Raw genomic sequence first — 23,341 nt, 5'->3', positions numbered from 1 at the left:
TTAAGTTCTTGGTATTCGTTGGATGCGCCTGCTGCGCCAAGCCGCAGGCGCTTTTGGTTTTTTGGGTTTTAGCTATGTCAATTTCAACTTCTACGGCCGCCGCAGCCACCACAGCTCCCGGGCTGGCAGCGCTGCAAGAGCGCCTGCGCGACGATTTGCTCACGCTGGGCTGGCCTGCCAAGGCCTGGATTACGCCCACCTCCCGCAACGGTCAGCCTGTGCATGACGTGATCGTCATTGGCGCGGGTCAGGCCGGTCTGGCGCTGAATGTGGCGCTGCAGCAAGTGGGCATCAAGCCCGTGCTGCTGGACCAGTCGCCGCTGGATTTTGAAGGCCCCTGGGCCACCACGGCACGCATGGAAACGCTGCGCTCGCCCAAGGAGCTGACCGGCCCGGCCATGGGCATTCCTTCGCTGTCTTTCCGCGCCTGGTTTATTGCCCAGTTCGGTATCGAAACCTGGACCACGCTGGACAAAATCCCCCGCTTGCAGTGGATGGACTATCTGCGCTGGTACCGCCGCGTCACTGCCGCTGATGTGCGCAACAGCCATGAAGTGGTGGCCGTGCGCCCGCAGGCCGATGGCGTGGTGGAAGTGGATGTGAAGGCCAACAACGTCATCGCCACCTGGCAAACCCGCCGCCTGGTGCTGGCCACGGGCCGTGATGGTCTGGGCGGCGCAACGATTCCCGCCTTTATGCAAGGTGTGGATAAAAAGTTCTGGGCGCACTCGTCGGACGAGCTGGACTACGCCACGCTGGCAGGCAAGCATCTGGGGGTGGTGGGCGCTGGTGCGTCGGCCATGGACAGCGCCGCCACCGCGCTGGAGAGCGGTGCGGCCAGTGTGGACCTGCTGATTCGCCGCAAACAGCTGCCACAGATCAACAAATCCAAGGGCTCTGGCGTGCCCGGCCTGACCCACGGCCAGTACTTGCTGCCCGACGAATGGAAATGGCGCATTCGCCACTACATCAACGCCCAGCAAGTGCCTCCACCCCACGGCAGCACGCTGCGCGTTTCGCGCCATGACAATGCTTTTTTCAACCTGGGCTGCGCCGTGCAAAGCGCCACCGTCGTGGGCGACAAGCTGCATGTGCAGACCACGGCCGGTGTGTTTGTGCTGGACTTTCTCATCATCTCCACCGGCTTTGCCATTGACTGGAGCCTGCGCCCCGAGTTTGCCGACATCGCCCCGCATGTGAAGCTGTGGAACAACCGCTTCACGCCCGAGGCCGGTGACGAAGATGCAGAACTGAGCGCCTCGCCCGACCTGGGCCCGCTGTTTGAGTTTCAGGAAAAAGTGCCCGGCGAATTGCCCGGCCTGGACCATATCCACTGCTTCTGCTACCCCGCAGCACTCTCGCACGGCACGGTGTCGGGCGATATTCCCGCCATCAGCGATGGTGCACGCAAGCTGGCTCAGGGCATCGCTTCGCTGTTCTATCGCGACGATATCGAGCAGCACTTTGCCAAACTGCAAGCCTATGCCGAGCCGGAGCTGGACGGCAGCGAATGGACCGCCGCCGACAGCGCCTCGCGCATTCAACAACTCCAACAATAAAGAGACCGCACATGACCGACACCATCGCAGACACCATTGACCGCCTGGCTGGCCTTGATCAAGGTAACCCCACCTTCACCACCCGCCACGAGCGCGAAAAAGTAGCCGTGGCAACGCAGGCCTGCGAAGACCTGCTGCTGGGCGACACACTCGCAACCGATCTGACCCAGGCCGAGCGCCTGGTGCTGGCCAGCGAACAGGCCCGTGTCAGCGGTGTGAACGTGCTGCAGGCCGTGTACCGTGCCCGTGCGCTGGCGCTGGATACCGCCGCCCTCACACCTGAGCTGCGCACCCTCCTCAACCAGCCCGGCGCACAGACCGGCAATGCGCGCATGGATGCCATGCTGCACTTTGTGCGCACACTGGCACTGAACCCCGCCGAAAGCGATCAGGCTGCGCTGCTGGCCATTCCCGCGGCTGGTCTGTCGCTGAACGACACGGTTTTGCTGGCCCAGTTGATTGGCTTTGTGGCCTATCAGGCCCGTCTGCTGGTCGGCGTGCAGGCCATGAACGACCTGGGTGGCGTGGCCGAAGCACCGGCGGCGGAGCCTGTAGCGGCCGCGCCCTTTGTGCACCCGGCCAATCTGCCCGCTCCCGGTGAGCCGCTACGCCGCAATGGCTTTACCAGCGAAACCCTCGGCTGGAAGGCCTGGCTGGAAGTGCTCAACCCCGAGACCGCCACGCCCGAGCAGCAGCATGTGCTGGAAGTCAGCCACCCCAAGGCCAAGACCATGGACTTTTACCTGGTGCTGGCCCGCCAGCCCCAGGTACTGTTGGAGCGATCTCAGGCCTTCAACGCCATCATGTACGCACCGGGCGGCCTGTCGCGTGCCGAGCGCGAGGTTGCTGCCACGGCGGTGTCGCGCTCCAACGGCTGCGTGTACTGCGCCTCGGTGCACGCCCAGCGTTTTGAGCAACTGGCCAAGCGCAACGATGTGATGGCCCAGATGTTTGACGACCCCGACACCGCCGGCACCAATGCCCGCGAACGCGCCATCATTCAGGCATCGCTGGTGCTGACCCGTGCGCCCGGCAGTTTTGGCAAGCAACACCTGCAGCCGCTGCGCGATGCGGGTCTGAGCGATCTGGAAATTCTGGACATGCTGCACTCGGCAGCGTTGTTTGGGTGGGCTAATCGCTTGATGCTGAACCTGGGGATTGAGATTTACACCCCCTGAGGCGCTTTGCGCCTTCCCCCTCTCTGCTTCGCGGAGGGGGACGACAGCCTCGCTGCGGGACGGCCCTTGCTTGCTGTCTCTTTGTTGGATTGCGCCAGTTTTTTAGCTGGCGCTTTCTTTTTGATAGCTGGCTGCGCTTGTCATTTAATGGTCTTGTAGTTTTTACCCATAAATCCCTTTGAATACATGCGCTAGCAGCTATCAAATTTGCGTCACTTTCCGGTAAACACGGTCAGCACTCCAGCCAGTTGATGCACGCGCGCATCCATCAGCTGGGCATCGGCAACAATGCCTATCAGCGGCACGGGGCCTAGTGCGTGGCGCAACAGTTTGAGTTCGGCATCGGCACTGCCAAACAACTCACTGCCCCGGCCTTTGCTGCTGACATAAATGGCGCCGCGAATATGCTGGGTGACTGCGGTTTCGGAGGCCTCGGGCGGCATGCCGTCGTCGTCTCTCACATCAGCAAAGTCTGGCTGCAGCGCGTCTTTCAGCGCAGCGCCCATTTGCATGAGTTCATGGCGTGCTTCGCTGGTATCGCGCTGGCAGAAGATCACCGTGTGTTCTGTCTCAACAGGTGACGAAAGTGCCACCCCTTGCCGCACGGGGTCCAGGCCCACGATGTGCAGCACCTGCGCTTCATCGGTCAGCATGCCGCGCTCAAGGCCCCGGCCCAGCGGCGCAATGGCGGCCTGCGTCTTGCGCAGCTGCGATATCGCGGCCTGCCAGCCGCCACCGTCGCTGGCGCTAGATTGCACATCCAGCATTTGCAGCAGCCGCGGCAGGGCCGGTTCGCCCTCTACCTCCAGCAGCACGGCGCCTTTGGCCTCGGTGATTTCCATGCCCACACCCAGTGGCGAGCAGCCTTGCGCCAGCCGTGAAATACAGGCCACATCACTATCAAAAGCCACACCCGAAAAGCCTGCGTGAAAGACGCCCACTGCCGCGCCACTGCGCAGCTGTGGCATGTCTTCGGCACGGCAGGCAATCTGCGCGCCCTGCTCATCGCTAAGGGCTCCAAACAGATTGCCCGAACTGGTGCGCTCTGACAGCTCCAGCAGCAGCTCGGCCAGATCGGGCTGGTCGATGCTGGAGTGCACCAGCGCCGAATGCGCATCAAACCCCGCTTCTGCACCACTGAACGCCAGCGGCGCCACGCCGGAATAGACGCGGTAGTGCGCCGCAGGAATATCCAGCAGCATTACGGACAGCGCATAGGACTCGGAATACTCATGCTCCATGGCCAGCACGGTGTGGCCGGAGCTGCCTACCCAGTCTGTTACCTGTGGCAGCGAGCGGGCCAGCAGCGCCAGCAGCTCCTGCGCATGGCGCGCCAGGCTTTGCGACAAATACACCATTCCCAGCCGATGCTGGAGCTGCGGCTGGCGCAGCATCTGCCCGCGCAGCTGCAGCACGACCTGCTCTACCGCATGGTGCCAGTCCTCGTGGCTGGCATGTCCGACGGGAAACAACGACATACGCTCTCCTGCCCTGATCGGTACGGGCGCTGCCTGCGCCCACGGCCTGATTCCTTAGCTCTTTCCTTAGCTCTTTCGCGCCGCTGCAGTGCGCTTGCGGGCTGCGGGTGCTGATGCAGATTTGCTCGCAGCCTTGGCGGCAGGCTTTCTGGCCGCCGCCTTTTTAGCGGCGGGCTTGGGCGCATCAGCAGCCGGTGCGGCTTTGGTCTTGGCTGTTTTGGGGGCTGCAGGCTCTGCGCCGCCCGCAGGCTTGAAGGCACTGGCCTGTGCCATGACCTTGTCCATGGCGGATTTGGCAAAACTGCTGGCAGTTTCGGTCGCACGCTGGGCGGCAGCCATGGTTTCAGCAGGCACGGGTTCTGCCATGGCTTTGGCGGCAATCTGCTGGAACTGCTGGGTCAGTGCACCCCACCATTGCATGGCCTGGCCCAATGCGGCCTGCGTCTGCTGCTGGGCGCTGGCAGCTGCATCCGCAGCGGCGGAAGCCGTGGTTTCAGGCTCGGCAGATTCCTTGGCCTGAGGCTCTGGCGCTGCGGCAGGTTCCGCAGGCGCAGCAGCACTCTCAGGGGCGGATGCAGGCCAGCCCGCATCAGCACCCATGGGCCAGCCTGCATGGCCGGATGGACTGGCTTGAGCCGCCCCCGAAAAAGCCGAGGCCGCTGTGGCCGCCGTTGCAGATCCCGCGCCGGGAAATGCGAAATTCTTGGCCAGCTCGCTCATGCTGACGTTCATGCCCTGCAGGGTGGACAGTGTCATGCGCTGCACTTCCAGCGCCTGAATGGTGGCGGCCAGTGCGCGGCCGTTTTGCTCCAGCCAGAACTGCACGGCCTTCAGCTCGGCAATGCGCTTGTCCACCTCTTCCACGCTGACCGTGGGAGCCACCCACTGGGGCACACGGCCCAGAGGGTTTGCCGCAGTGCCAGCGCCTTGCGCCAGCCCCTGCAGAAATTCAAAACCCGGAATGAACTTTCCGAAACCGAATGCCGATGTGTCGCCGCTCATAGTGCTCTCCGCTGCAGGGATGGGAACCAGATTCCGCGCCTGTTTCAACAGGCACGGAACCGAGCTTACTTCACTTGCTGCATTTGCTGCAAACAAAGGAGCAGCCTGCGCATTGTGGGTGTGCGCTAGCTGTGCATTTACGGGGCGATGAGCAGACTCAGGCGCCCATCAGTGCATGTGAGCGCCGTGGTTCATGGCGCCATGGCCTTCATGCGCATTGCCCGCAGCAGCGCCCGGCGCGCTCATGCGCACCGGCACCTGCAGGCTCAGGCGAGACTGTTCGCCCTTGGCATCCTTGAAGACCAGGGTGATGGGCACTTGCGTGTCTTTGACCAGCGGGCCTTTAAGCTGTTGCAGCATCAGGTGATAGCCACCGGGCTTGAGTTCCACCGCCACGCCCTTGGGCAAATCCAGCGACTCAATGGCACGCATGCGCATCACATCGCCTTCCATCTTCATCTCGTGCACCTCGGCCACGCCAGCGGCGGTGGTTTCCACGGCAACGAGCTTGAGCGGCTCTTCGGCTGTCAGGCGCATGAACGCCCCCGATGCCTGCTGACCCGGCACGCTGGCGCGGGCCCAGGCGTTGTCCACCTTCACATGGGCGGCATCCGCATGGGCCCAGGCCATGCCAGAAATCAACAGGGAACCCAGAGCCATCACGGCGGTACGACGCATATTCATGAAATTTCTCCATTCTCAACAACTTTGCAGACTGCCATCAGCAGTCAAATTCATCGCAAGCCTTTGATACAAAAGCGCTTGCAGCTATGATTTTTAAAGTAGCTGAAATGGCGGTGCACGCGCAGGCGGCAAGGTAGAGGCAAAGACATGCTGCACGCCCTGCCCGCGCTGGGCCAGAACCGGCATCGGCGCGCCCTGCCCTCCATCCACCAGTTGCGCCGGTGGCGGCGCCAGCATGGGCAGGCACAGGGCGCAGTCCAGGCCGTGGCCCTGCGGAGCAGCTTCATCAACCGCAGCCGGGCTGGGCACCCACAGGGCAGACCTGGTGGCGCTGCAAACCGGCTCCCAGCCTGCAGGCGGCTGGGCCTTGGCAAACGGTGCAACCACGCTGGTCAGCAGCACGCACAGCCATGCCACCAGCAGCCAGCGTGCCGGTGTGGAGCGATGTGGGGGCGCGCGCCAAAGCATGGTCCATTGTAGAAGCCACACCGCTATCCGGTTGGCGACGCAGGGCATGGCGCGCTTGCGTCTACGATAGACGGGCCAACCGGCATCAATCACCAAGGAGACATGCATGCTGACTCTGTGCGGATTCTCGGCCAGTAACTACTACAACAAGGTCAAGCTGGCCCTGATGGAAAAGCAAATTCCCTTCGAGGAAGAACTGGCCTGGCTGGGCGAAACCAACCCCGATGAATCGCCGCTGGGCAAAGTGCCCTATCTGCGCACCAGGCACGGCGCCATCAGCGAATCCGACGCCATCATCGAGTATGTGGACACGCTGTCGCCCACCACCCCGCTGCTGCCCAGCGACCCCTTTGCCGCCGCCAAGGTGCGCGAGCTGTGCGTTTACCTGAACCTGCACCTGGAACTTGTGGCTCGCAACCTCTACCCGCAGGCGTTCTTCGGCGGTAAAGTCAGCGACGCCACCCGCGACAAAACGCTGGAACAGCTGAAAAAGAACATTGCCGCCTTTGCGAAAATTGCCCGCTTTGACACGCCCTTCATCGGAGGCGATCAGTTCAGCATGGCCGACTGCAGCGCCATCGTTCACCTGCCACTTGTCAGCAGCGCCAGCAAAATCATGGGCGGCACCGACCTGCTGGCCGACCTGCCTGTGCGCGACTACCTGGCCCGCATGAGCGAGCGCCCCTCGGTGCAGAAGGTCAACACCGACCGCAAGACCAACACCATCGAGCTGATGGAACACATGAAAGCCAAGGCCGCCCGCTGATCTTGCACCGCCCGCGGCGGTGCTACGCTTGCGGGCACTATGCAAAGCCTGTTTCACCTCGCCTATCACGTCACCGACCTTGACGAAGCCCGCCGTTTCTACGGCGGCATCCTCGGCTGCCGCGAAGGCCGCAGCACCGACACCTGGGTCGATTTCGACTTCTTCGGCCACCAGATCTCTCTGCACCTGGGCCAGCCCTTTGCCGTAGCCAACACCGGCAAAGTCGGCAACCACATGGTGCCCATGCCCCACCTGGGCGTGATCCTGCTCAAGCCCGACTGGATGGCCCTGGCCGAACGCCTGAAAGCCGCCAACACCCCATTCGTGCTGGAGCCGCAAGTGCGCTTTGAAGGCGAGAGCGGCGAGCAATGGACCATGTTCTTCTACGACCCGAGTGGCAACCCGATTGAGGTCAAAGGGTTTGCTAATTGGGAAGCGGTGTACGAGCACTGACACCCATGGACGGCCCGCGCAAAGCACTACCTGAGATCGATCCAGATCGCTGCACCGGCTGCGGCTGGTGCATAGGCGTGTGCCCGCCGCATGTGTTGTCGCTGCAGGTGCAAAGTGCCACGGGGTTTGGACCCAAGCGATCTACCTTGCATGATGCGCCGGGGTGTACGGGATGTGCTTTGTGTGCGGTGCGGTGTCCGTTTGATGCGATTCAGATGGTGAAGATCAAGCACTGATCTTCGCGAGGGCTGCTTTGCCATCTCTGGCCAGAGGGCGGGTCTCGGCCCGCCAGCCGAGGTACTTTCTTTTGCTTCGCCAAAAGACAAGTACCCAAAGAAAAGGCGACCCGACTTTCTGCGTCCCTACGCTGCGTTTCACTTCGCTACGGGCAAACCTGCGTCACGCCATTCAGTCTGCAGTGCGGCAAAACTCACTGCGCGCCGAGGCGCTCCGTTCAAACAGTTGCCGCAAGTCAGTTCACGAAACAACGCTGTCCTGCGGCAGCGTTGCCCGCAGCCTGAACCGCGAGCCGCAGGCGCATCCACACGGGTGGGAGCGGGTACGGGCGGCCTGCAAGATATATGACGAAATTGGCTTCTAGCGCTTATCCAGATTACGGTAGCAGCTATCAAAACACGAAGAAGCTATCCCGGTATTGCCCCTTGTGACCACGCCTGCGACGGTAAGTTCTTGGGGCTGGCAGTTGCACCGCAGAGTGCAACTGCCTCGTCATCAAATTTGCGGCAACTGTTTGAACGAAGCGCCAAAGGCGCGCAGTGAGTTTTGCCGCACAGCCCCAAGAGCTTGACGGCGCAGGTTGCCCGCAGGCGAAGCCGTAGGGACGTGGGCATCGGGGCCGGTGTTCTTTGCCTACTTTCTTGCACCAGCAAGAAAGTAGGTCGCCCGCCGGGGCGAAATCCCGGCCCCCGCACTCAAAATGAGACGACAAGCATGACTATCTTGCAAAGCTCATTCACTCAAATCCGTGACGAACTCGATGGGCCTGCAAATATGGCTTGTGACGCGCATGAACCTGCCTCAGCTGCGCCGTTGAATCCAATCCTATTGACGCCAAATTTGAAGTACCCAATGCAGCAGAGAAAAGCACCAATCCCCTCTCATCAAAAGCAATGAGTCCCTGGTCAAAAAGCCGATCAATGGAGGCTGCCAACAGCAAACCGTTATACGGGTCTAAACGCTCAGCATTGCTGCTGTCCCGCCATGGCTTGGCGTGTGAGGCAACGAGCACGCACTCGATATCGCAGCCAGTGATTGCACAACGCTTGCCCCAAATGCGCAGCATTCGCTGCCGATAACCACCCTGCCCTACGCGAGCATTTATCAGCGCTCGACGCTGCGTTGCCGGCAACTGTGCATCGATTTCATCGGCCTCAGTAACTGCAAGATCTGCGACAGAATCCAGAAAGTTTCCTTTCTTCAAGGCCTCATACAACGGCTTTCTCAATGTCCACTGCCAATGTCCGTGCACGTCAGTACCTACGCCACCATGAGCCAGCACCTGCGTCTGATTGCCCAGCCCTTCGATAGCGAAGTAATTCGCAAACAAACGCCCCAGGCGTCCCAAGTGCAAATTAGCTGCTCGGTAATCGCCGTAGCCCCCGAACTCTGCGATCTTTTGCATGGACAGGGTTTGCTCAGGTGCTGTCGCCAGTCCAAGAAGCAGCGCATATAAGCTGTGGTCAATTTCCTCATCCAGTTCGACAAGAGCCTCCTGAAAATCCTCAGTCGTCAAATGCTCAACCTGATCCCATGCCTGTTCTGCTCTGCGCTCTTCATAAGCCGGAGTCAAATCACGTGGCTGCATGGCTGCAGATGCAACCAAATGACGAAACTCAGGAGCAACGTCATACCCAACGATGGCTCTTGCACCCAGCTTGAATGAGCCATCGCGCTTTTCGCCCACCTCCGCTCGTGCACGCACGCCCCACCCCTCCAGCACTACGCGTCGAATAACTTCCTCAATATCCTGGGTGTAATCGCCGCCTCCCCGACGATCCTGATTTCCCGCATGGGTCAATGCGAACCCGAAGCGCCCCGTACTTTTCTGGTGCTTCTGATAGGGATAGAGAACTTGCCCCGTTTCGGTGTGAAGCACAAACCGTTTATCAATCGTCATTTTTATTTCTATCTTTTCTTGGGGCCCAAACAACCGAGAGCTACTCCGCCTCAAAAAACCGCAGCAACCCACTGCTGCGCTGCGTAGGACTCCCCATCGCCGACACCAGCAAGCCCGGCACCTCAGACCACAGCGAAAACGCCATCCGCGCTCGCGTGATGCCGGTGTAGACCAGCTCCCGGCTGAGCACGCTGCCGCCCTGGGCTGCCAGCACCAGGGCGGTGTGTTCAAACTCCGAACCCTGGCTTTTGTGCACCGTCATGGCAAATGCAGTTTCCACATGGGCCAGACGTGCGGTGCTGACGGCGTGCAGTTTTTCGCCTTGCATGAAGTAGGTGCGCAATCGCCTGGGGTCGGCAAAGCTGGGCAGAGCCATGCCGATGTCGCCATTGAACACGCCCAGCTGCGCATCGTTGCGCGTGACCATGACGGGGCGGCCTGCATACCATTCACCATCTTTGCGAATCGCGCCACGCGCGTGCAGTGCGGCTTCGACGGCGCGGTTCAGGCCGCTGACGCCCCATGCACCTTCACGCACGGCACACAGCAGGCGGTAGCGGTCAAAAGCCTTGAGCACTTCAGCCGCCCACTCCCGGTGCGCTTCATTGCTCTCAAAACGCGTGTTGACGCCCTGCGCCAGCACCTGGGCATAAGCCGCATAACTGGCAGCGCTGCCACGGCCTTGCACGGCACTGCGCACCAGGGCATCTACATCACCGCCTTCACGCGCCCAGAGTTCGGCGTTCATGCCACTTTGCGTTTGCACCCGCAGCAAGTCCATGGCACCCGGCGCATCGCCCGCATTCACCGCCAGTGCCAGCTGGCCGATAGGGCCACCAAAGCGGCGGCTTTCGCGCAGCATGACGGTGTGCTGGGCCAGCGGCAACACCGGTCCTTTGGCCATGAACTGCGCGGGCAATTGCTGGCCGGCCACGCGCTGGGCATAGGCCAGGGTGTCGGCGGCATAGTTGCCCTGCTGCGCATCGCGGCAGAGATCGCCCAGCACGGCACCAGCTTCAACCGAGGCCAGTTGGTCCTTGTCGCCCAGCAAAATCAAACGTGCCGTGGGCGGCAGAGCCTGCAGCAGGGCGCTCATCATCTCCAGGTGGATCATGGAGGCTTCATCGACGATGAGCACGTCCACATCCAGCAGATTGCCCGCGTGGTGAGCGAAGCGCCGCGTATCGGGCCTGGCACCCAGCAGCGAATGCAAAGTACGTGCCCCGCCCATGCGCTGCACCAGCGATGCCAGATCCAGCTCTGGCTGCACGGCCTCAGTCAGTTCGAGCAGCGAAAAATCAATGGACTGTTTGAGCCGCGCTGCCGCCTTACCCGTAGGCGCGGCCAGGGCCACGCGCAGCTGGGAGGCATCGGGTGCCGTGGCAAACAGCAAGGCCAGCAGGCGGGCGGCGGTATAGGTTTTGCCCGTACCCGGCCCGCCGGTGATGACAGACAGCCGCCCACGCAGCGCCAGTGCGCAGGCCAGCTTTTGCCAGTCGGGCTGAGTGGCTGATGTGCTGAACAAGCGATCCAGCCAGCGCTTGACCAGCGCCTCATCCAGCGGCACAGCGTCGATAGTGGTGCGCTGCGCCATCTGCGCGGCCACGCTGCGTTCATAGTCCCAGTAGCGGCGCAGATAGAGCAAGGGCGCCGCGCCATCGAGCAGCACCAGCGGCTGCCCCAGATCAGGCGCCAACCCAATGTCACCGCCAACCACGCGCACCACAGGGCTGCGGCGCAGGGCCTGCAACCAAGCGTCCAGTGTGACGGGCAACTGCTCCCACAGTGATAGCTGCACTGGCATGGCTTCCTTAGGCCAGGCCAGAATTTCATTGGGACTGGCAGGCAAGGCCGCCAGCGGCAGGCAGCTGTGGCCGCGCCCTTCCATCTGGGCCAGCACGGCGGTGGCTACCAACAAGGCAGGCTCGGCTTCATCATCCTGCTGCGCGATAAAAGCGGCCAGTGCGCTGTCCAGCCGACGCAGCAAACCAGCGTCGGCCAAGCGCTCCAGCGCAGTCAGAACATCCTGGGTGCTCAAAACCAGCGCGGCGCCACCTTGCATCTCAGTATCCGGGGCAGCAAACAGGTCCAGTGTTTGCAGATCGGCTTTGCGGCGGGCCTTCATGGCTGCACCTCCTCGCTTGTTTCGGCACTGTCGCTGAGCAGCGCATCCAGCGCCTGCAGCAAAGCCAGCGGCGCGGGCTGCACATGCATGCCTGCCGCCTCGCCATCAATGCCGCGCATAAAAAAGTAAAGCGCACCGCCCAGTTGCTCTGCCGGGTCATAAGCGTCGCCCAGACGGCTTTTCAGCAAACGGTGCAGCGCCAGCAGATAAAGCGCAGCCTGCACGTCGTAGCGGTGCTCCAGCATGGCACGGGCCAGTGCGTCGGGCGTATAGGCTGCGGCTTCTACCCCCAGGTGGTTGGTCTTGTAATCCAGCACCCAGTAGCGGCCTTCGTGGCTGAAGACTAGGTCGGCAAAGCCCATCAACATGCCGTGCAGCTCGCGCTCGGGTAGCGTGGGACGAGCCAGCCCGGGCAGGATGTGCTTGCGGCACAGCGCATCAATGCGCGTGGCCGACAGGCGCTGCGCGGGCAGCCAGAACTCCATCTCGGCCAGCAGCGCATCTTGCTCGCCCAGCTGTGCAAGCGATACCTTGATGGGTGGCAGCGGCAGGTGCACCACGGCACGCAGCCACTGCAGCACGTCTGCCGCCTGGTCTTTGCGTCCTGCACGCTCGCAGCGGCGCAGCAGGCGGGCAGCCATGGGCTCGCTACCATCCGGGTCGTCCTGCGCCGCCAGCGCAAAGCCTTCGCCCGCCAGCCATTCCATCTGATCGTGCAAGAAGTTGCCCACCACCGGCCCGCGCATAAAGCGATGCCATACGGCCGCCGTGCTGCGTGCACCAGCAGCCATGGGCAATGCGGCCACAGCATCCAGATCCAGCGCGGGCGTTTCGTCCACCTGCATCTGACGTTCGTCTTCCGCAGGGCTGATGGCGGCCACCGCCAACACGGGCAAGCTGGGCGCGGCCATGGCGCGGGTCAGCGACGAGAAGCTGCCAATGCCCCAGCGGCGATCAAATTCAGCCGTGTACAGCGGTGCATCCTGCAGCGCTGGCAACTCCTGCGCGGGCACATAGCGCTGCACCAGTGGCAGCTCAGGCGGCAAATCCAGCACCTGAATGTGCGCAGAGCGCTCACACAAACCACCAATACTGGCACGCCAGTTTGCTATGGATTGCGAAGCATCTCCCGCCAGCAGATAGCCGGCTGCCCCCTGTTCATTGACACAATTTTTGCTGCTGCCGCGTTTCATGGGCGCCAGGCCCATCCACAGCGCATGGCGCGGGCGGGTCAGCGCCACATACAGCAGGCGCAGGTCTTCACGCAATCGCTCCTTGTCGGCCTGCAACAGCTGCGCTGTGCTGTAGTCCAGCACCAACTCGCGCGCCGGGCCATCGTCACCCTGCACGGGCAGCGAGAGATAAGCGGCCTTGCTGTCCAGCGGCCTGAAGCTGCCACCGAACGGCAGGCATACCACCGGATATTCCAGCCCCTTGCTTTTGTGCACGGTAACCACCTTGACCAGATCGGCGTCCGATTCCAGCCGCACGATCTGAGCATCACCGGTCGCACCCGGTGATTCGATCTGCGTGGCCAGCCAGCGGATCAGCGCCTGCTCGCCCTCCAGCTGCGCACCTGCGGCCTGCAGCAGCTCGGCCAGATGCAGATAGTTGGTCAGGCGCCGCTCGCCGCCGATGTCGGCCAGCCAGCGTGCAGGCAGATCAAAGCGGTACAAGGTCTGGCGCAGCATGGCCAGCACACCCAGGCGCAACCACACGCTATGCAGCTCCTTGAGCTGTTCGCTGCGTGCGTCAAAAGCCTCGTCATCGCTGGCCAGCCAGGCCAGCTCGTCAAACGACAAGCCCATCAGCGGCGTGGCAAGCCCTGCACGCACCGCCAGACCATCGAGCGGCGCAGCCACGGCGCGTAGCCACAGCAACAGGTCTTGCGCTTCGCTGCTGGCAAACACCGAATCCTGATCAGACAAATACACCGATGCCACCGAGCGCTTGGCCAGCGCACGGCGCACGGCGCTGGCCTCTTTGCCGGTGCGCACCAGCACCGCAATATCAGCAGGGCGAATGCGCTGCAGCGGCTGGCCTTGTTTGGCAAAGCCGGCGCTTTCATCCATCAGCCATTGCACGATCTGGCTGGCACAAAACTCAGCCCCACGGCGGCGGATGTCGTCATTGCTCAGCGGTGCGCGGGGCTCATCTGCACCCTCATCCCAGGCGATGGTCAGTGCGGGCACGGCCTGACCGGCTTGCACCAGCACCTCGCTGCGGCCATTGGCCTTGACGGCCTCGAACGGCAGCGGGTTGCTGTGCCCGGCGCGAAACATGAAAGCGCCCTCGCCTGCACGCTCTTCGGCCTGTACAAACCACTGGTTGACGGCATCGACCAGCGCATAGGTAGAGCGGAAATTGGTGTCCAGCACATAGTGCCGCCCAGCCGTCGCTTCACGGGCCTGCAGATAGCTGTAAATGTCCGCACCGCGAAAGCCGTAAATGGATTGTTTGGGGTCACCAATCAGCAGCAGAGCGCTCTCCGCGCCGTTGTCGGCCGTGCGGTAAATCTGGTCAAACAAGCGGTACTGCAGCGGCGATGTGTCCTGAAACTCGTCAATCAGTGCCACCGGGTACTGGGCCAGAATGCTGGCACGCAGCGCCGCGCCGTTGTCTCCTGCAAGAGCCACATCCAGCCGCTGCAACATGTCAGCAAAACCAAAAGTGCCCGCCTGGCGCTTGATCCACAGCAGGCGCTGCTGCACATGGGCCGCAGCATGCAAGCGCAGCTGGCTGGCAAAGCTGGGCATGGCGGCCAGCTGCATCAGCAGCTCGGCCAGCTCTTGCGATTCGACGGGCAGATCGACCGGTGCATCGCCCTTGCGTGCCTCGTCCAGCCCTGCGGGAATCAGGCGCTTGGCACCGGTTTTCAAGGCGGCTTCCAGATCCAGATCTGGCGCAGCAGCCCATTGGCGCAGGGTCTGCAGCCAGCCCTTGTAAAAAGCGGGCCGCAGCTTGGTGCCGTTCCACGCGCTTTTGTTGTTGGCCAATTGGCCATCCAGCCAGTCTTCGAGCTTCTGGGCTTTCTCCACCCAGCCTGCACTGAGCTTCTGAAGCTGGTCTTTTTGCTGCTGCAGCGCCTTACTGACTAGCTCGCCTAGCGCAAGATCACCGTCACTTTGCGGGACGGCTTCACGCAGCAGCGACTGCATGTCTTTGACCAGCGCATGCACGCTGGACCAGACCTTGAGCACTTCCTCCAGCACCTCGCCGGAAAGCGGGTAGCACTGCTGACGCCAGTAGTCCTGCGCGGCTTCGGTCTGGCGCTGGCTTTCATCGGCTTCCAGCGTTTCGTCAAACAGATTGCCGCTGTCAAACGCATGTTCGCGCAGCATGCGCTGGCACCATGCATCGATGGTGTGAATGGCAGCATCGTCCATGCATTGCGCGGCCATATCCAGACGCCAGGCGGCAGTGTCACGCTCCGCTCCCGGTGCATAGGCGTCGCGCAGATCACGCAGAAACTGGTCATGCAGTTCTGGCTCGGCTTCACCGCGAAAGCATTGCACGGCTTCGATCAGCCGGGCGCGGATGCGGTCCGACAGCTCGCGCGTGGCGGCGCGGGTGAAGGTCATCACCAGAATATCGGGCGGCATCAGCGGCTTGATGAAGCCGTGCCCGGCACCATGGCCCAGCACCAGGCGCAGATACAGCGCGGCAATCGTCCAGGTCTTTCCCGTGCCTGCGCTGGCCTCGATCAGGCGCGAGCCCCACAACGGAAAATTCAATGGCTGCAGCGGCTGGCTGCCTTTTGTTTCAGCGGGCGTGCTCATGCCTGCTCTCCTTGGAATGCCACCTCGGGCACCTTGTCGGTGGTCACATGCGCATCCAGCCAGTCGTGCAGCGGGCCGTACACCTGTTTGGCCAGCGCCTCAAAACGCAAGTCGCCTGTCAATGCCTCCCAGTCCGGGTAGCAACGCGCCCAACTGGGGTCTTCGCTCTCGCCAGTGCTCATATAGCCGCCCTCATAGGCTTGCGCCGCTGCACGCAAGTCGTCGTTGCCAGCCGCCACCGCGCTGCGCAAGGGCATGGGCAGCGGTGCGTTCTGCCCCTGCAGCCACAAGTCCATCAGCGCCAGCAACTGCTGGCGGGCGTCTTCCACCTCCAGTGGCACCACCCAGACGATCACATCACGTGCAATCACGCACATCAAGGTTTTGCTGTCTGCAGCAGACAGCGCCAGGCTGCGCACATACACCGACAGCAGCTTGTACGCCTGCAGCTCGCCATCCTTGTTGCACAGGCTGCGCGGCTCCAGCGCGAACCAGCAGCGAGAAAAGCCTTCTGCCAGCGCACCGTCGCCTGCGGTGATTTCGTCATCGCGTTCGCGCAGGCCATCCATCCAGTCGTCCAGCTTCAAGTCATCTTTTTGAAGCAGCAGACGCTGACGCGGTGCAGCATGCGGCCATTCCTGCATCTGCTGCTGCCAGGCCAGTAGCGAAGGCGTGGTCTGCGCCTGCAGCAACTGCGCCTCGCGCGAGCCCAGGCCCGCCAGCGGCAGTACCCCTGCACGCGCCAGGCGCTGTACCTGGCCTTGCACCTGCGCCTGCACATCGATGGCCGCACCGGCCTGCGCCAGCTGGGTGCGCACACCTTGCTGCAGTTGCTGCACCAGGCCATAGGCCATCAGCCCATCGACAGTGAACAGCTCATCGTCTTCCACCACCTCGTCCTCCTGCTCAAAGCGCACCAGCAGACGGTTGCGCAAAAAGCTGCGGGCGGGGTTTCGCAAAAAATCGGTCAAACGAGCCAGCGTGAGCGGCACTTCGGGATCGGGCTTGAACTCGGCCACCTGCGGCAACGCCGGTGCAGCCGATGCCTCGTGTGCCCCATGCCACTCCCGGGCATAGGTACGCAGGCCAGAGGCTTGCTCAAAATAGCGGCGGCTGAAGGGTTGCAGCGGGTGCTGCCAGCTGCGCTGCGCCAGCAGGTCGCCACCATTCTCTCCACTCCAGCCCTGTGCCAGATAGTCGCGCAGCTGCGAGACCAGCACTGACGGGGGCTGCTCGCTGTTGTCGCGCACATGGCGGCCCGCCCAGTTGATGTAGAGCCTGCGCCGGGCGGACAGCAATGCATCCAGCATCAGCTGGCGATCATCATCACGCCGCGCACGGTCGCCGGGGCGCTGCTGGCCGGGCTGGGCCATCAGGTCAAAGTCCACCCGCGTGGCACGGCGCGGGTAGTCGCCATCGTTCATGCCCAGCAAACAGACCACCTCGAACGGAATGGCACGCATGGGCATCAACGTGCAAAAGGTCACGCCGCCCGCGCGAAAACGCTGGTTCAGTGCGGGTTCAGACAGCGCCTGCAGCCATGCTTCCTGCGCCACTTCCAGCGGAATAGCGGACACAAAACCGGCTTGCTCGCAGGCGTTCTGCCAGCTCATCAAGGCGGTATCGAGTGCAGATACCAGCGCCTGATCTTCATCCGTCTGGGCGACAAAGAAATCATCAAGCAGCGCCCGAAAACGCTGTGCCCAGACATCGGGCGAAGCCTCAGCACCCGCCGACTGCCACCACTGCAGCATGCGTGCCAGCAGACTGGCCAGACTCCCTGCCAGCTCTGCCGTGAGGCCGCCCACTTCGTCATATGGCTCAATGCCCGCAAAAGCCTGTGCCGCTTCTGCGCCCCTTGCATCCACCGCCGTGCCGCGGGCATAACCCAGCAACATGCGTTGCAGGCCAAACCAGGCGCTGTTGGGGTCGCCACAGGCTTGCAGCCCCAGCTGGGCACGCTGCGCGTGGTTCAAGCCCCAGCGTATGCCGGCACCTGCCATCCAGTGCGTGAGCTGGGGCAGATCATCGGCCGCCAGCCCCACGCGTGCGGCCACGGCAGGAACGTCCAGCAGATCGCACAGCTCGCTCAGGCGGCAGCGCTGCTGCGGCAGCTTCAGCAGCCATTGCAGCGCCGTCACCAGCGGGCTGCTGGCACGTGCACCCACGTCTGCAATATCAAACGGAATATGGCGTGCATCGTGCCGACCATACTGACCAAACACGGCGCGAATGGCGGGGGCTGCCTCTTCAATGGCGGGCAGCATGACCACCACATCACGCGGTGCCAGCGCAGCCTGCCCCTGTGCAGCGGGCTGAGCCAGCCATTGCAGCAACTGGTCGTGCAGCACCTCCAGCTCGCGCACCAAACCATGGGCTTTGTGAAAGACGATGGAGTCATCGGCAGCGGCAATGCTCAGCGCCGGATGCTCGGCCAGCGGCACCAGATCGCGTATGCGCTGCTGCACCTGCCGCAGCAAGGGGGCGGCGGCCAAATCCTGCGCATCGTCCTCTTCAAACACATCCACGCGTGGCCAGTTCCATTGCACTGCGGTATCGGTGGTCGTATCGAACTGGTCCAGCTGGCGCACATAGTCGCGGCTCTGGCGCCCCCAGGCCGCGAGCAGCGGGTGGGCGTGGGCGTGCATGGCTTCCAGTGGGATCTGCGCCAGGTCTTTGCCCCCCTTGTCCGCATGGCGGCGGCGCTGCTGGCGCAGCAGCTCGCGCCCATCAATGGCATCGGCCCAGTGGAAGCGACAGGGGTTGGGCACGGCAATCAGCACCTGGCTGTGCTGGGCCACGCCGCTCAAAAACTGCATCAGCGACAGCGGCATCTGACTCATGCCAAACACGACCACACGGCGTGCCAGCGGCGTGACCGGCGGCTGGCCACTTTGCAACGCGCCCAGAATGCGTGCCAGCAAGGCAGGGCGGGTGGCGGCGCGTTCTGCCTCACTCAGTTCAGCCAGCACCTTGCGCCACAACTGGGGCTGCCACAACTGGCCTTCAGGCACTGGCGCATCAGGCTTGCCTGGCGTGCGCAGCACGTCTTGCCCTACCTCCCAGGCGGTCAGCCAGTCAGCACGGTAGATCTGATACTGGTCAAACAGGTCGGCCAGCCTCTCGGCCAGTTGCAGCAGGCGCTGTGGCTCGCCGGGACGCAGAAAATTAGCAATAGGTGCGAAGGCAGGCTCTTCCAGACAAAGCGGCAGAATGCGCATCAGCCGCCAGATCATGGGTGTTTTATCCAGCGGCGATTCGCGCGGCACTTCGTGCTTGCCCAGAATCTGCCGGTAGCTGCGCCAGACAAAACGCGCTGGTAACTCCACCTGTGCCGCAGCGCACACGCCCAGTGTGTCGGCCATGCGCATCTTGAACCACTCAGCCATGCCGTTGCTTTGCACCAGCACGATCTCGGGCTCCAGCGCATCCAGCGGGTGCGCCGCCAGCCATGCCAGCACGGTATCGGCCAGCGCCTCGGTCTGGTTGCCATGCAGGGCGATCAGACCCGGCTGCCAGCGACTGGACGATTGCTTCTGAGTTGATTGCTGATCTGCGGCCACACACTCCCCCATGCCTGTTCTTATCTCATGAAGCCTGCAAGCTTAACGGCAGAGGCCGCTCAAGACCTGCCCCTGGCATCAAAACAAAAGCGTATTGGCAATGAGAAAAGCCCCAGACCATTGCTGATCTGGGGCTTGATGTCTGGTGGCCTGGGACGGAATCGAACCGCCGACACAAGGATTTTCAATCCTCTGCTCTACCGACTGAGCTACCGGGCCTGTGCAATTCAGCATTGAAATCTGCTGAGCCGCTGATTATAGGCAGATTTTCGATCTTCAATTTCACCCGCGATGCGCTGCGAGGTAAGTTGGGCGAGCGAAGAACCGTCTTTACGCAAAGAAAAACCCCAGATCATTGCTAATCTAGGGTTTTATATTTGGTGGCCTGGGACGGAATCGAACCGCCGACACAAGGATTTTCAATCCTCTGCTCTACCGACTGAGCTACCGGGCCTTTTCTTCAGCACCCTTGAGTACTGAAGCCACGATTATAGGCACACTTTTCAGCCCCAAATCGAAACTTGCGATTTTTTGAAAATTATCCGCGCCGATTGCGGCCCAAATCTACGCCCAACTGACGCAGCTTGCGGTAGAGGTGGGTACGCTCCAGCCCTGTTTTCTCGGCCACGCGGGTCATGGAGCCGCCTTCACGCGCCAGATGGAATTCGAAATAGGCTTTCTCAAAGCCATCGCGCGCCTCACGCAGGGGACGATCGAGATCGAAGCCCTGATGTGAGCTGGGCATATTGTCTTCTGCCGACTGTGCCGTCACGCTGGCACTTGCAGAAGGGGCTGCGCCAGCACTTGGGGCCGCGGCAGCTTCTGCTGCATTTTTGTCAGTGCTGCGCGCCAGGCCCTGCTCCACGGCCTTGAGGAGCTTTTGCATGGTGATGGGCTTCTCAAGGAAGGACAGCGCACCAATGCGGGTTGCCTCTACGGCTGTTTCAATGGTGGCATGACCGCTCATCATGATGACGGGCATGCTGAGTTGACCGGCTGTGGCCCATTCCTTGAGCAGGGTCACACCGTCGGTGTCGGGCATCCAGATGTCGAGCAGAACCAGATCGTAGGTATTGCTTGCGCGGGCAACCCGGGCCTGCGTGGCGTTCTCCGCCAAGTCCACACTATGACCTTCGTCGTTGAGGATTTCCGACAACAAATCCCGGATCCCCAGTTCGTCGTCGACCACCAGTATGTTTGCCATGTTGTCTTAAGCCTGTTGCTGTACTGTGTGCCCGGCAGGGATCAACCCGCCTGACCACCTTCATTAGGTACGAATGATAGCGACACTCGCGCGCCTTGAACTACCCCGTCTTCCTCTCGATTACCCAGGTCCACTCTGGCGCCGTGCTCATCCGCGATTTTCTTGACGACGGCCAAACCCAATCCGGTACCTCGAGCCTTGGTGGTGACATAGGGCTCGAAAGCTCTTTGCAGAATATTCGGAGCAAAACCCGTGCCACTGTCACTGATGCTCAAGCGCACTCGCTGCGCGGCATCAACCCAACGGGTCTCGATAGTGACGATCCCCTGAGTCTGCCCTGTTTCCAAGGCTCTCTGTTCTGTCGCATCCTGGGCATTTTGCAAAAGATTGTGGATGACCTGCCGCAATTGCTGGCTATCACCCTTGATCATGGGGCAATTTTCGTCGAGTGAGGCCTCTACGCGCACGGTGGCATTTTCTTCGCCATACAGCTGCAGAACTTCGACAACCAGCGCATTCAAATCCATGGCCTGCAGCTTGGCAGCTGGCAGGCGGGCGTAATCACGGAACTCGTCCACCAGACGCTTCATGGCAGAAACCTGATCCACGATGGTTTTGACGGACTTGGCCAGCAGTGCCTGTTCTGGTGGCTGCAGCTTGTCGGTCAGCTTCATGGCCATGCGCTCGGCCGAGAGCTGAATCGGTGTCAGCGGATTCTTGATTTCGTGAGCCACGCGACGGGCCACTTCGCCCCAGGCCTGCGCACGCTGGGCCGAAACGATTTCAGAGATGTCATCAAACACCAGCAGGCGCTGCTCATCAGGCAACTCTGCACCGCGCATCACCAGACTCGTGGTGTTGTGGACCACATCGCCATCACCGCCATCGAGTTCATAAACCTGCTGCCAGCGCTCGCGCCCCTGCTGCGCTGCGGGGTCACCAAAGAACAGTTCGAACTGTTCCTGCACCACACGGGCAAAGTCCTGCAGCGCGGAAATATCGCGCAGGCGCTTGCCCTGAAACACGGCCATGGGCTCACGCAAAATACGCGTGGCGCCTGGATTGCTCAGCACAATGCGGCCATCGCGATCCAGCACGATGACGCCGGAGGTGAGGTTGTCCAGAATGGTTTGCAGATTGCTGCGCGCCGCATCCAGTTGCAGCAGGTTGCGATTGGCATCAGAGCGAGCATCTGCAAGCTGCTGGGTCATGACGGCGAAAGATCGCGTCAGGCCACCAATCTCATCGCGGTTTTGCAGTGCGGGCTTGGGGCGCAAGTCACCACGCGCCACATCGCGCATGCCTTGTGCCAGCAGCAGCAAGGGCTTGGCCAGCTGGTTGCCCAGCACAATGGCCAGTACCACCGCACCAAACACGGCCAGAAACAGTGCCAGCGTCAGTGTGCCGATATACATGCGCTGCAAGCCACCGCGCGCCAGTGCTCTTTCCTGGTATTCGCGGTTGGCCTCTTGCACAGCCAAGGCGTTGCGCACCAGGGTTTCAGGCAGTGCAATCGTGGCCTGCAGATAACGCGCTTCTTCCAGCAGGTTCACTGCGGAACTGGGCACCAGCGCCAGCGTTCTTACCTTGGCGTTGATCAAGGTATTGCCTGAAGGCATGTCATCCGCATCATCCAGCCCTTCAATGCTGGACACAGCGCGCTGACCACCCTGCTCGCGCAGGCTGCGCATCATCTGCGTGCTGGGCTTTTCGGGTACCAGGCTGAACTGCGATTTACCAGCGCTGGCAATGGCTTTGCCAGAGGCATTCCACAGCACCACATCAGAGGCGCCAATCTGATCGCGAATGCGCTCCAGCATCAGCGCCGCGCCTGCATCGGAGAGCTGACTGAGCTGCAGGCCTGCCGTGCGCGTATTGTTGGCCATGTCGTTGGCTACGGTGTCCAGCGTAGAACTGGCCAGGCTCACACCCGCCGTCAGCGCGCCTTCGACCTTGACGTCAAACCAGCTTTCGATGGATCGGGAGACAAACTGGTAGGACACCACATAAATCAACAGCCCTGGCACCAGCCCTACCAGGGTAAAAATGCCTGCCAGCTTGAGCAGGAGCTTGCTGCCAAAGCGCCCACGCCTGAGCCGCAGCGCCAGCCGCAAGCCACCCCACAGCACAATCAGCAGCAGCAACCCGGCCACCACCACGTTGGCGGCAAACAGCCAGTTGTAATTGCGCTCGTACGCCAGCCGGTTATTCGTTGCCATGGTCAGCAAGAACAGCAGCAAGATGCCGACCACCACCATCAGCACCACACCTGTTCCCACGGCCCAGCGCGTCGCACGCGACCAGCGTGCGGCCAGTTGACCTGCGGGGTCCGGCGACTCGGAGAAATGCGGCATCAGGGCGCGGCCTCCAGTACCTGCGTGCGTGCCAGCTGCAGATTCCACCCTGAACGGCCCAGTGCGCCAATCTGCAGCGGTCTGGGCAAGGCGGAAAGGTCCACCCGGAAGCGCAGTTGCACGGAGACCCCTGAAGTCGCGCTCAGCTGGGTTGGCTCCAGAATCTTCCAGCGCGAAATGCGCTGAATGGCGCCAAGCGCTTCATCCAGCTGGTCATAGGATTGCCCCAGCGCCAGGCCGGTGCCAGAACTTGCAAACGCCGTGTTGGAGATATGCAGACGCCAGCGCTTTGTAAGTGGCTGGTGCGTGAGCCGGTAGTAGCGCGTGGCTGTGCCCAGTTGCTGATCGGACCAGTACCAGCGCTCGCGCTGGACCTGCACTTCTGCCGTGAAATACATGGGAATGCCCTGGCGCAGGGCATCTTCAACCTGTGAAGGCAAATCGAACTGCATGCTGGCCGAGAGGAACAGGCCTTCGTCGGTACGGCTCAGCTGCATGGCGCTGATATCCGGCCCCACCGTATCGGCGCGTGAGGGCAATGCCACCGCGCAAAACAGCAGCACCAGGACGCAGGCACAGAGCATGCGCCAT

16 protein-coding genes and 2 tRNA genes are annotated in these 23,341 nt (G+C 62.1%); 5 read left to right on the top strand and 13 right to left on the bottom strand.

The features are described 5' to 3' along the window. Positions 1-74 precede the first annotated feature (74 nt). Both JDW18_RS01930 and JDW18_RS01925 read left to right on the top strand, forming a co-directional pair. The gene (locus JDW18_RS01930) at positions 75-1,559 is read left to right on the top strand and encodes a SidA/IucD/PvdA family monooxygenase (protein WP_218242085.1); all 1,485 of its coding nucleotides are present in this window, start codon (positions 75-77) and stop codon (positions 1,557-1,559) included. 11 nt (positions 1,560-1,570) lie between these two features. Further along, positions 1,571-2,737: a CMD domain-containing protein gene (locus JDW18_RS01925; protein ID WP_218242084.1), complete on the top strand. Its 1,167-nt coding sequence runs from the start codon at positions 1,571-1,573 to the stop codon at positions 2,735-2,737. A gap of 212 nt (positions 2,738-2,949) precedes the next feature. On the opposite strand, the gene JDW18_RS01920 is transcribed toward JDW18_RS01925, so the two are convergent. The 4 genes from JDW18_RS01920 to JDW18_RS01905 form a co-directional block, all read right to left on the bottom strand. Continuing rightward, a complete protein-coding gene (locus JDW18_RS01920) occupies positions 2,950-4,215 on the bottom strand; it encodes an FIST signal transduction protein (protein ID WP_218242083.1) in 1,266 nt (421 codons plus the stop codon). A gap of 66 nt (positions 4,216-4,281) precedes the next feature. After that, complete coding sequence (locus tag JDW18_RS01915; protein WP_218242082.1) at positions 4,282-5,217, bottom strand: PhaM family polyhydroxyalkanoate granule multifunctional regulatory protein; 936 nt, start codon at positions 5,215-5,217, stop codon at positions 4,282-4,284. A gap of 168 nt (positions 5,218-5,385) precedes the next feature. Next, positions 5,386-5,901: a copper chaperone PCu(A)C gene (locus tag JDW18_RS01910; protein ID WP_218242081.1), complete on the bottom strand. Its 516-nt coding sequence runs from the start codon at positions 5,899-5,901 to the stop codon at positions 5,386-5,388. Between the two features lie 93 nt (positions 5,902-5,994). After that, a complete protein-coding gene (locus tag JDW18_RS01905; RefSeq protein ID WP_246610216.1) occupies positions 5,995-6,369 on the bottom strand; it encodes a hypothetical protein in 375 nt (124 codons plus the stop codon). 106 nt (positions 6,370-6,475) lie between these two features. On the opposite strand from JDW18_RS01905, the gene JDW18_RS01900 reads away from it, so the two are divergent. From JDW18_RS01900 to JDW18_RS01890, 3 genes are read left to right on the top strand one after another with little or no spacing between them, the layout of a single operon-like run. After that, positions 6,476-7,135 (top strand): glutathione S-transferase family protein, encoded by a 660-nt coding sequence (locus tag JDW18_RS01900; RefSeq protein WP_218242080.1) that lies wholly within the window; start codon positions 6,476-6,478, stop codon positions 7,133-7,135. A 39-nt stretch (positions 7,136-7,174) separates the two neighbouring features. Further along, complete coding sequence (locus JDW18_RS01895) at positions 7,175-7,588, top strand: VOC family protein (protein ID WP_218242079.1); 414 nt, start codon at positions 7,175-7,177, stop codon at positions 7,586-7,588. 5 nt (positions 7,589-7,593) lie between these two features. Beyond that, positions 7,594-7,824 carry an ATP-binding protein gene (locus JDW18_RS01890; RefSeq protein ID WP_218242078.1) on the top strand — a complete coding sequence of 77 codons (231 nt, stop codon included), beginning with the start codon at positions 7,594-7,596 and terminating at the stop codon, positions 7,822-7,824. Positions 7,825-8,561: 737 nt separating this feature from the next. Here JDW18_RS01890 and JDW18_RS01885 read toward each other — a convergent pair. From JDW18_RS01885 to JDW18_RS01845, 9 genes are all read right to left on the bottom strand, one after another. Next, positions 8,562-9,725, bottom strand: coding sequence for an HNH endonuclease (locus JDW18_RS01885; RefSeq protein ID WP_218242077.1), 1,164 nt, complete (start codon positions 9,723-9,725; stop codon positions 8,562-8,564). Between the two features lie 40 nt (positions 9,726-9,765). Further along, positions 9,766-11,850, bottom strand: a complete 2,085-nt coding sequence (gene recD, locus JDW18_RS01880; RefSeq protein ID WP_218242076.1) for an exodeoxyribonuclease V subunit alpha — start codon at positions 11,848-11,850, stop codon at positions 9,766-9,768. Next, a complete protein-coding gene (recB, locus tag JDW18_RS01875) occupies positions 11,847-15,629 on the bottom strand; it encodes an exodeoxyribonuclease V subunit beta (RefSeq protein ID WP_218242075.1) in 3,783 nt (1,260 codons plus the stop codon). Before recB ends, recD begins: the two co-directional genes overlap by 4 nt. Then, positions 15,626-19,192 (bottom strand): exodeoxyribonuclease V subunit gamma, encoded by a 3,567-nt coding sequence (gene recC / locus JDW18_RS01870; RefSeq protein WP_218242074.1) that lies wholly within the window; start codon positions 19,190-19,192, stop codon positions 15,626-15,628. Before recC ends, recB begins: the two co-directional genes overlap by 4 nt. A gap of 143 nt (positions 19,193-19,335) precedes the next feature. Further along, positions 19,336-19,411 (bottom strand) — tRNA-Phe (locus JDW18_RS01865). Positions 19,412-19,570: 159 nt separating this feature from the next. Next, a tRNA-Phe gene (locus JDW18_RS01860) sits at positions 19,571-19,646 on the bottom strand. 84 nt (positions 19,647-19,730) lie between these two features. Further along, positions 19,731-20,396 (bottom strand): response regulator, encoded by a 666-nt coding sequence (locus JDW18_RS01855; protein WP_218242073.1) that lies wholly within the window; start codon positions 20,394-20,396, stop codon positions 19,731-19,733. A 41-nt stretch (positions 20,397-20,437) separates the two neighbouring features. Continuing rightward, positions 20,438-22,750 carry a sensor histidine kinase gene (locus tag JDW18_RS01850; protein ID WP_218242072.1) on the bottom strand — a complete coding sequence of 771 codons (2,313 nt, stop codon included), beginning with the start codon at positions 22,748-22,750 and terminating at the stop codon, positions 20,438-20,440. Continuing rightward, positions 22,750-23,334 carry a DUF4390 domain-containing protein gene (locus tag JDW18_RS01845; RefSeq protein WP_218242071.1) on the bottom strand — a complete coding sequence of 195 codons (585 nt, stop codon included), beginning with the start codon at positions 23,332-23,334 and terminating at the stop codon, positions 22,750-22,752. The genes JDW18_RS01850 and JDW18_RS01845 overlap by 1 nt, the downstream gene beginning before the upstream one ends. Between the last annotated feature and the right edge of the window lie 7 nt (positions 23,335-23,341).

Origin of the sequence: Comamonas fluminis (genome assembly GCF_019186805.1) — a bacterium.
GTDB classification, from domain to species: Bacteria; Pseudomonadota; Gammaproteobacteria; order Burkholderiales; family Burkholderiaceae_C; genus Comamonas; species Comamonas fluminis.
Note: the sequence above shows the minus strand (reverse complement) of the source record. Positions and strands in the feature narration are given on the sequence as shown.

Bases quoted from the DNA above. Each gene is read 5' to 3' on its own strand.
- JDW18_RS01930 (WP_218242085.1), top strand. From the start codon at position 75: ATGTCAATTTCAACTTCTACGGCCGCCGCAGCCACCACAGCTCCCGGG.
- JDW18_RS01925 (WP_218242084.1), top strand. From the start codon at position 1,571: ATGACCGACACCATCGCAGACACCATTGACCGCCTGGCTGGCCTTGAT.
- JDW18_RS01920 (WP_218242083.1), bottom strand. From the start codon at position 4,215: ATGTCGTTGTTTCCCGTCGGACATGCCAGCCACGAGGACTGGCACCAT.
- JDW18_RS01915 (WP_218242082.1), bottom strand. From the start codon at position 5,217: ATGAGCGGCGACACATCGGCATTCGGTTTCGGAAAGTTCATTCCGGGT.
- JDW18_RS01910 (WP_218242081.1), bottom strand. From the start codon at position 5,901: ATGAATATGCGTCGTACCGCCGTGATGGCTCTGGGTTCCCTGTTGATT.
- JDW18_RS01905 (WP_246610216.1), bottom strand. From the start codon at position 6,369: ATGCTTTGGCGCGCGCCCCCACATCGCTCCACACCGGCACGCTGGCTG.
- JDW18_RS01900 (WP_218242080.1), top strand. From the start codon at position 6,476: ATGCTGACTCTGTGCGGATTCTCGGCCAGTAACTACTACAACAAGGTC.
- JDW18_RS01895 (WP_218242079.1), top strand. From the start codon at position 7,175: ATGCAAAGCCTGTTTCACCTCGCCTATCACGTCACCGACCTTGACGAA.
- JDW18_RS01890 (WP_218242078.1), top strand. From the start codon at position 7,594: ATGGACGGCCCGCGCAAAGCACTACCTGAGATCGATCCAGATCGCTGC.
- JDW18_RS01885 (WP_218242077.1), bottom strand. From the start codon at position 9,725: ATGACGATTGATAAACGGTTTGTGCTTCACACCGAAACGGGGCAAGTT.
- recD (WP_218242076.1), bottom strand. From the start codon at position 11,850: ATGAAGGCCCGCCGCAAAGCCGATCTGCAAACACTGGACCTGTTTGCT.
- recB (WP_218242075.1), bottom strand. From the start codon at position 15,629: ATGAGCACGCCCGCTGAAACAAAAGGCAGCCAGCCGCTGCAGCCATTG.
- JDW18_RS01855 (WP_218242073.1), bottom strand. From the start codon at position 20,396: ATGGCAAACATACTGGTGGTCGACGACGAACTGGGGATCCGGGATTTG.
- JDW18_RS01850 (WP_218242072.1), bottom strand. From the start codon at position 22,750: ATGCCGCATTTCTCCGAGTCGCCGGACCCCGCAGGTCAACTGGCCGCA.
- JDW18_RS01845 (WP_218242071.1), bottom strand. From the start codon at position 23,334: ATGCTCTGTGCCTGCGTCCTGGTGCTGCTGTTTTGCGCGGTGGCATTG.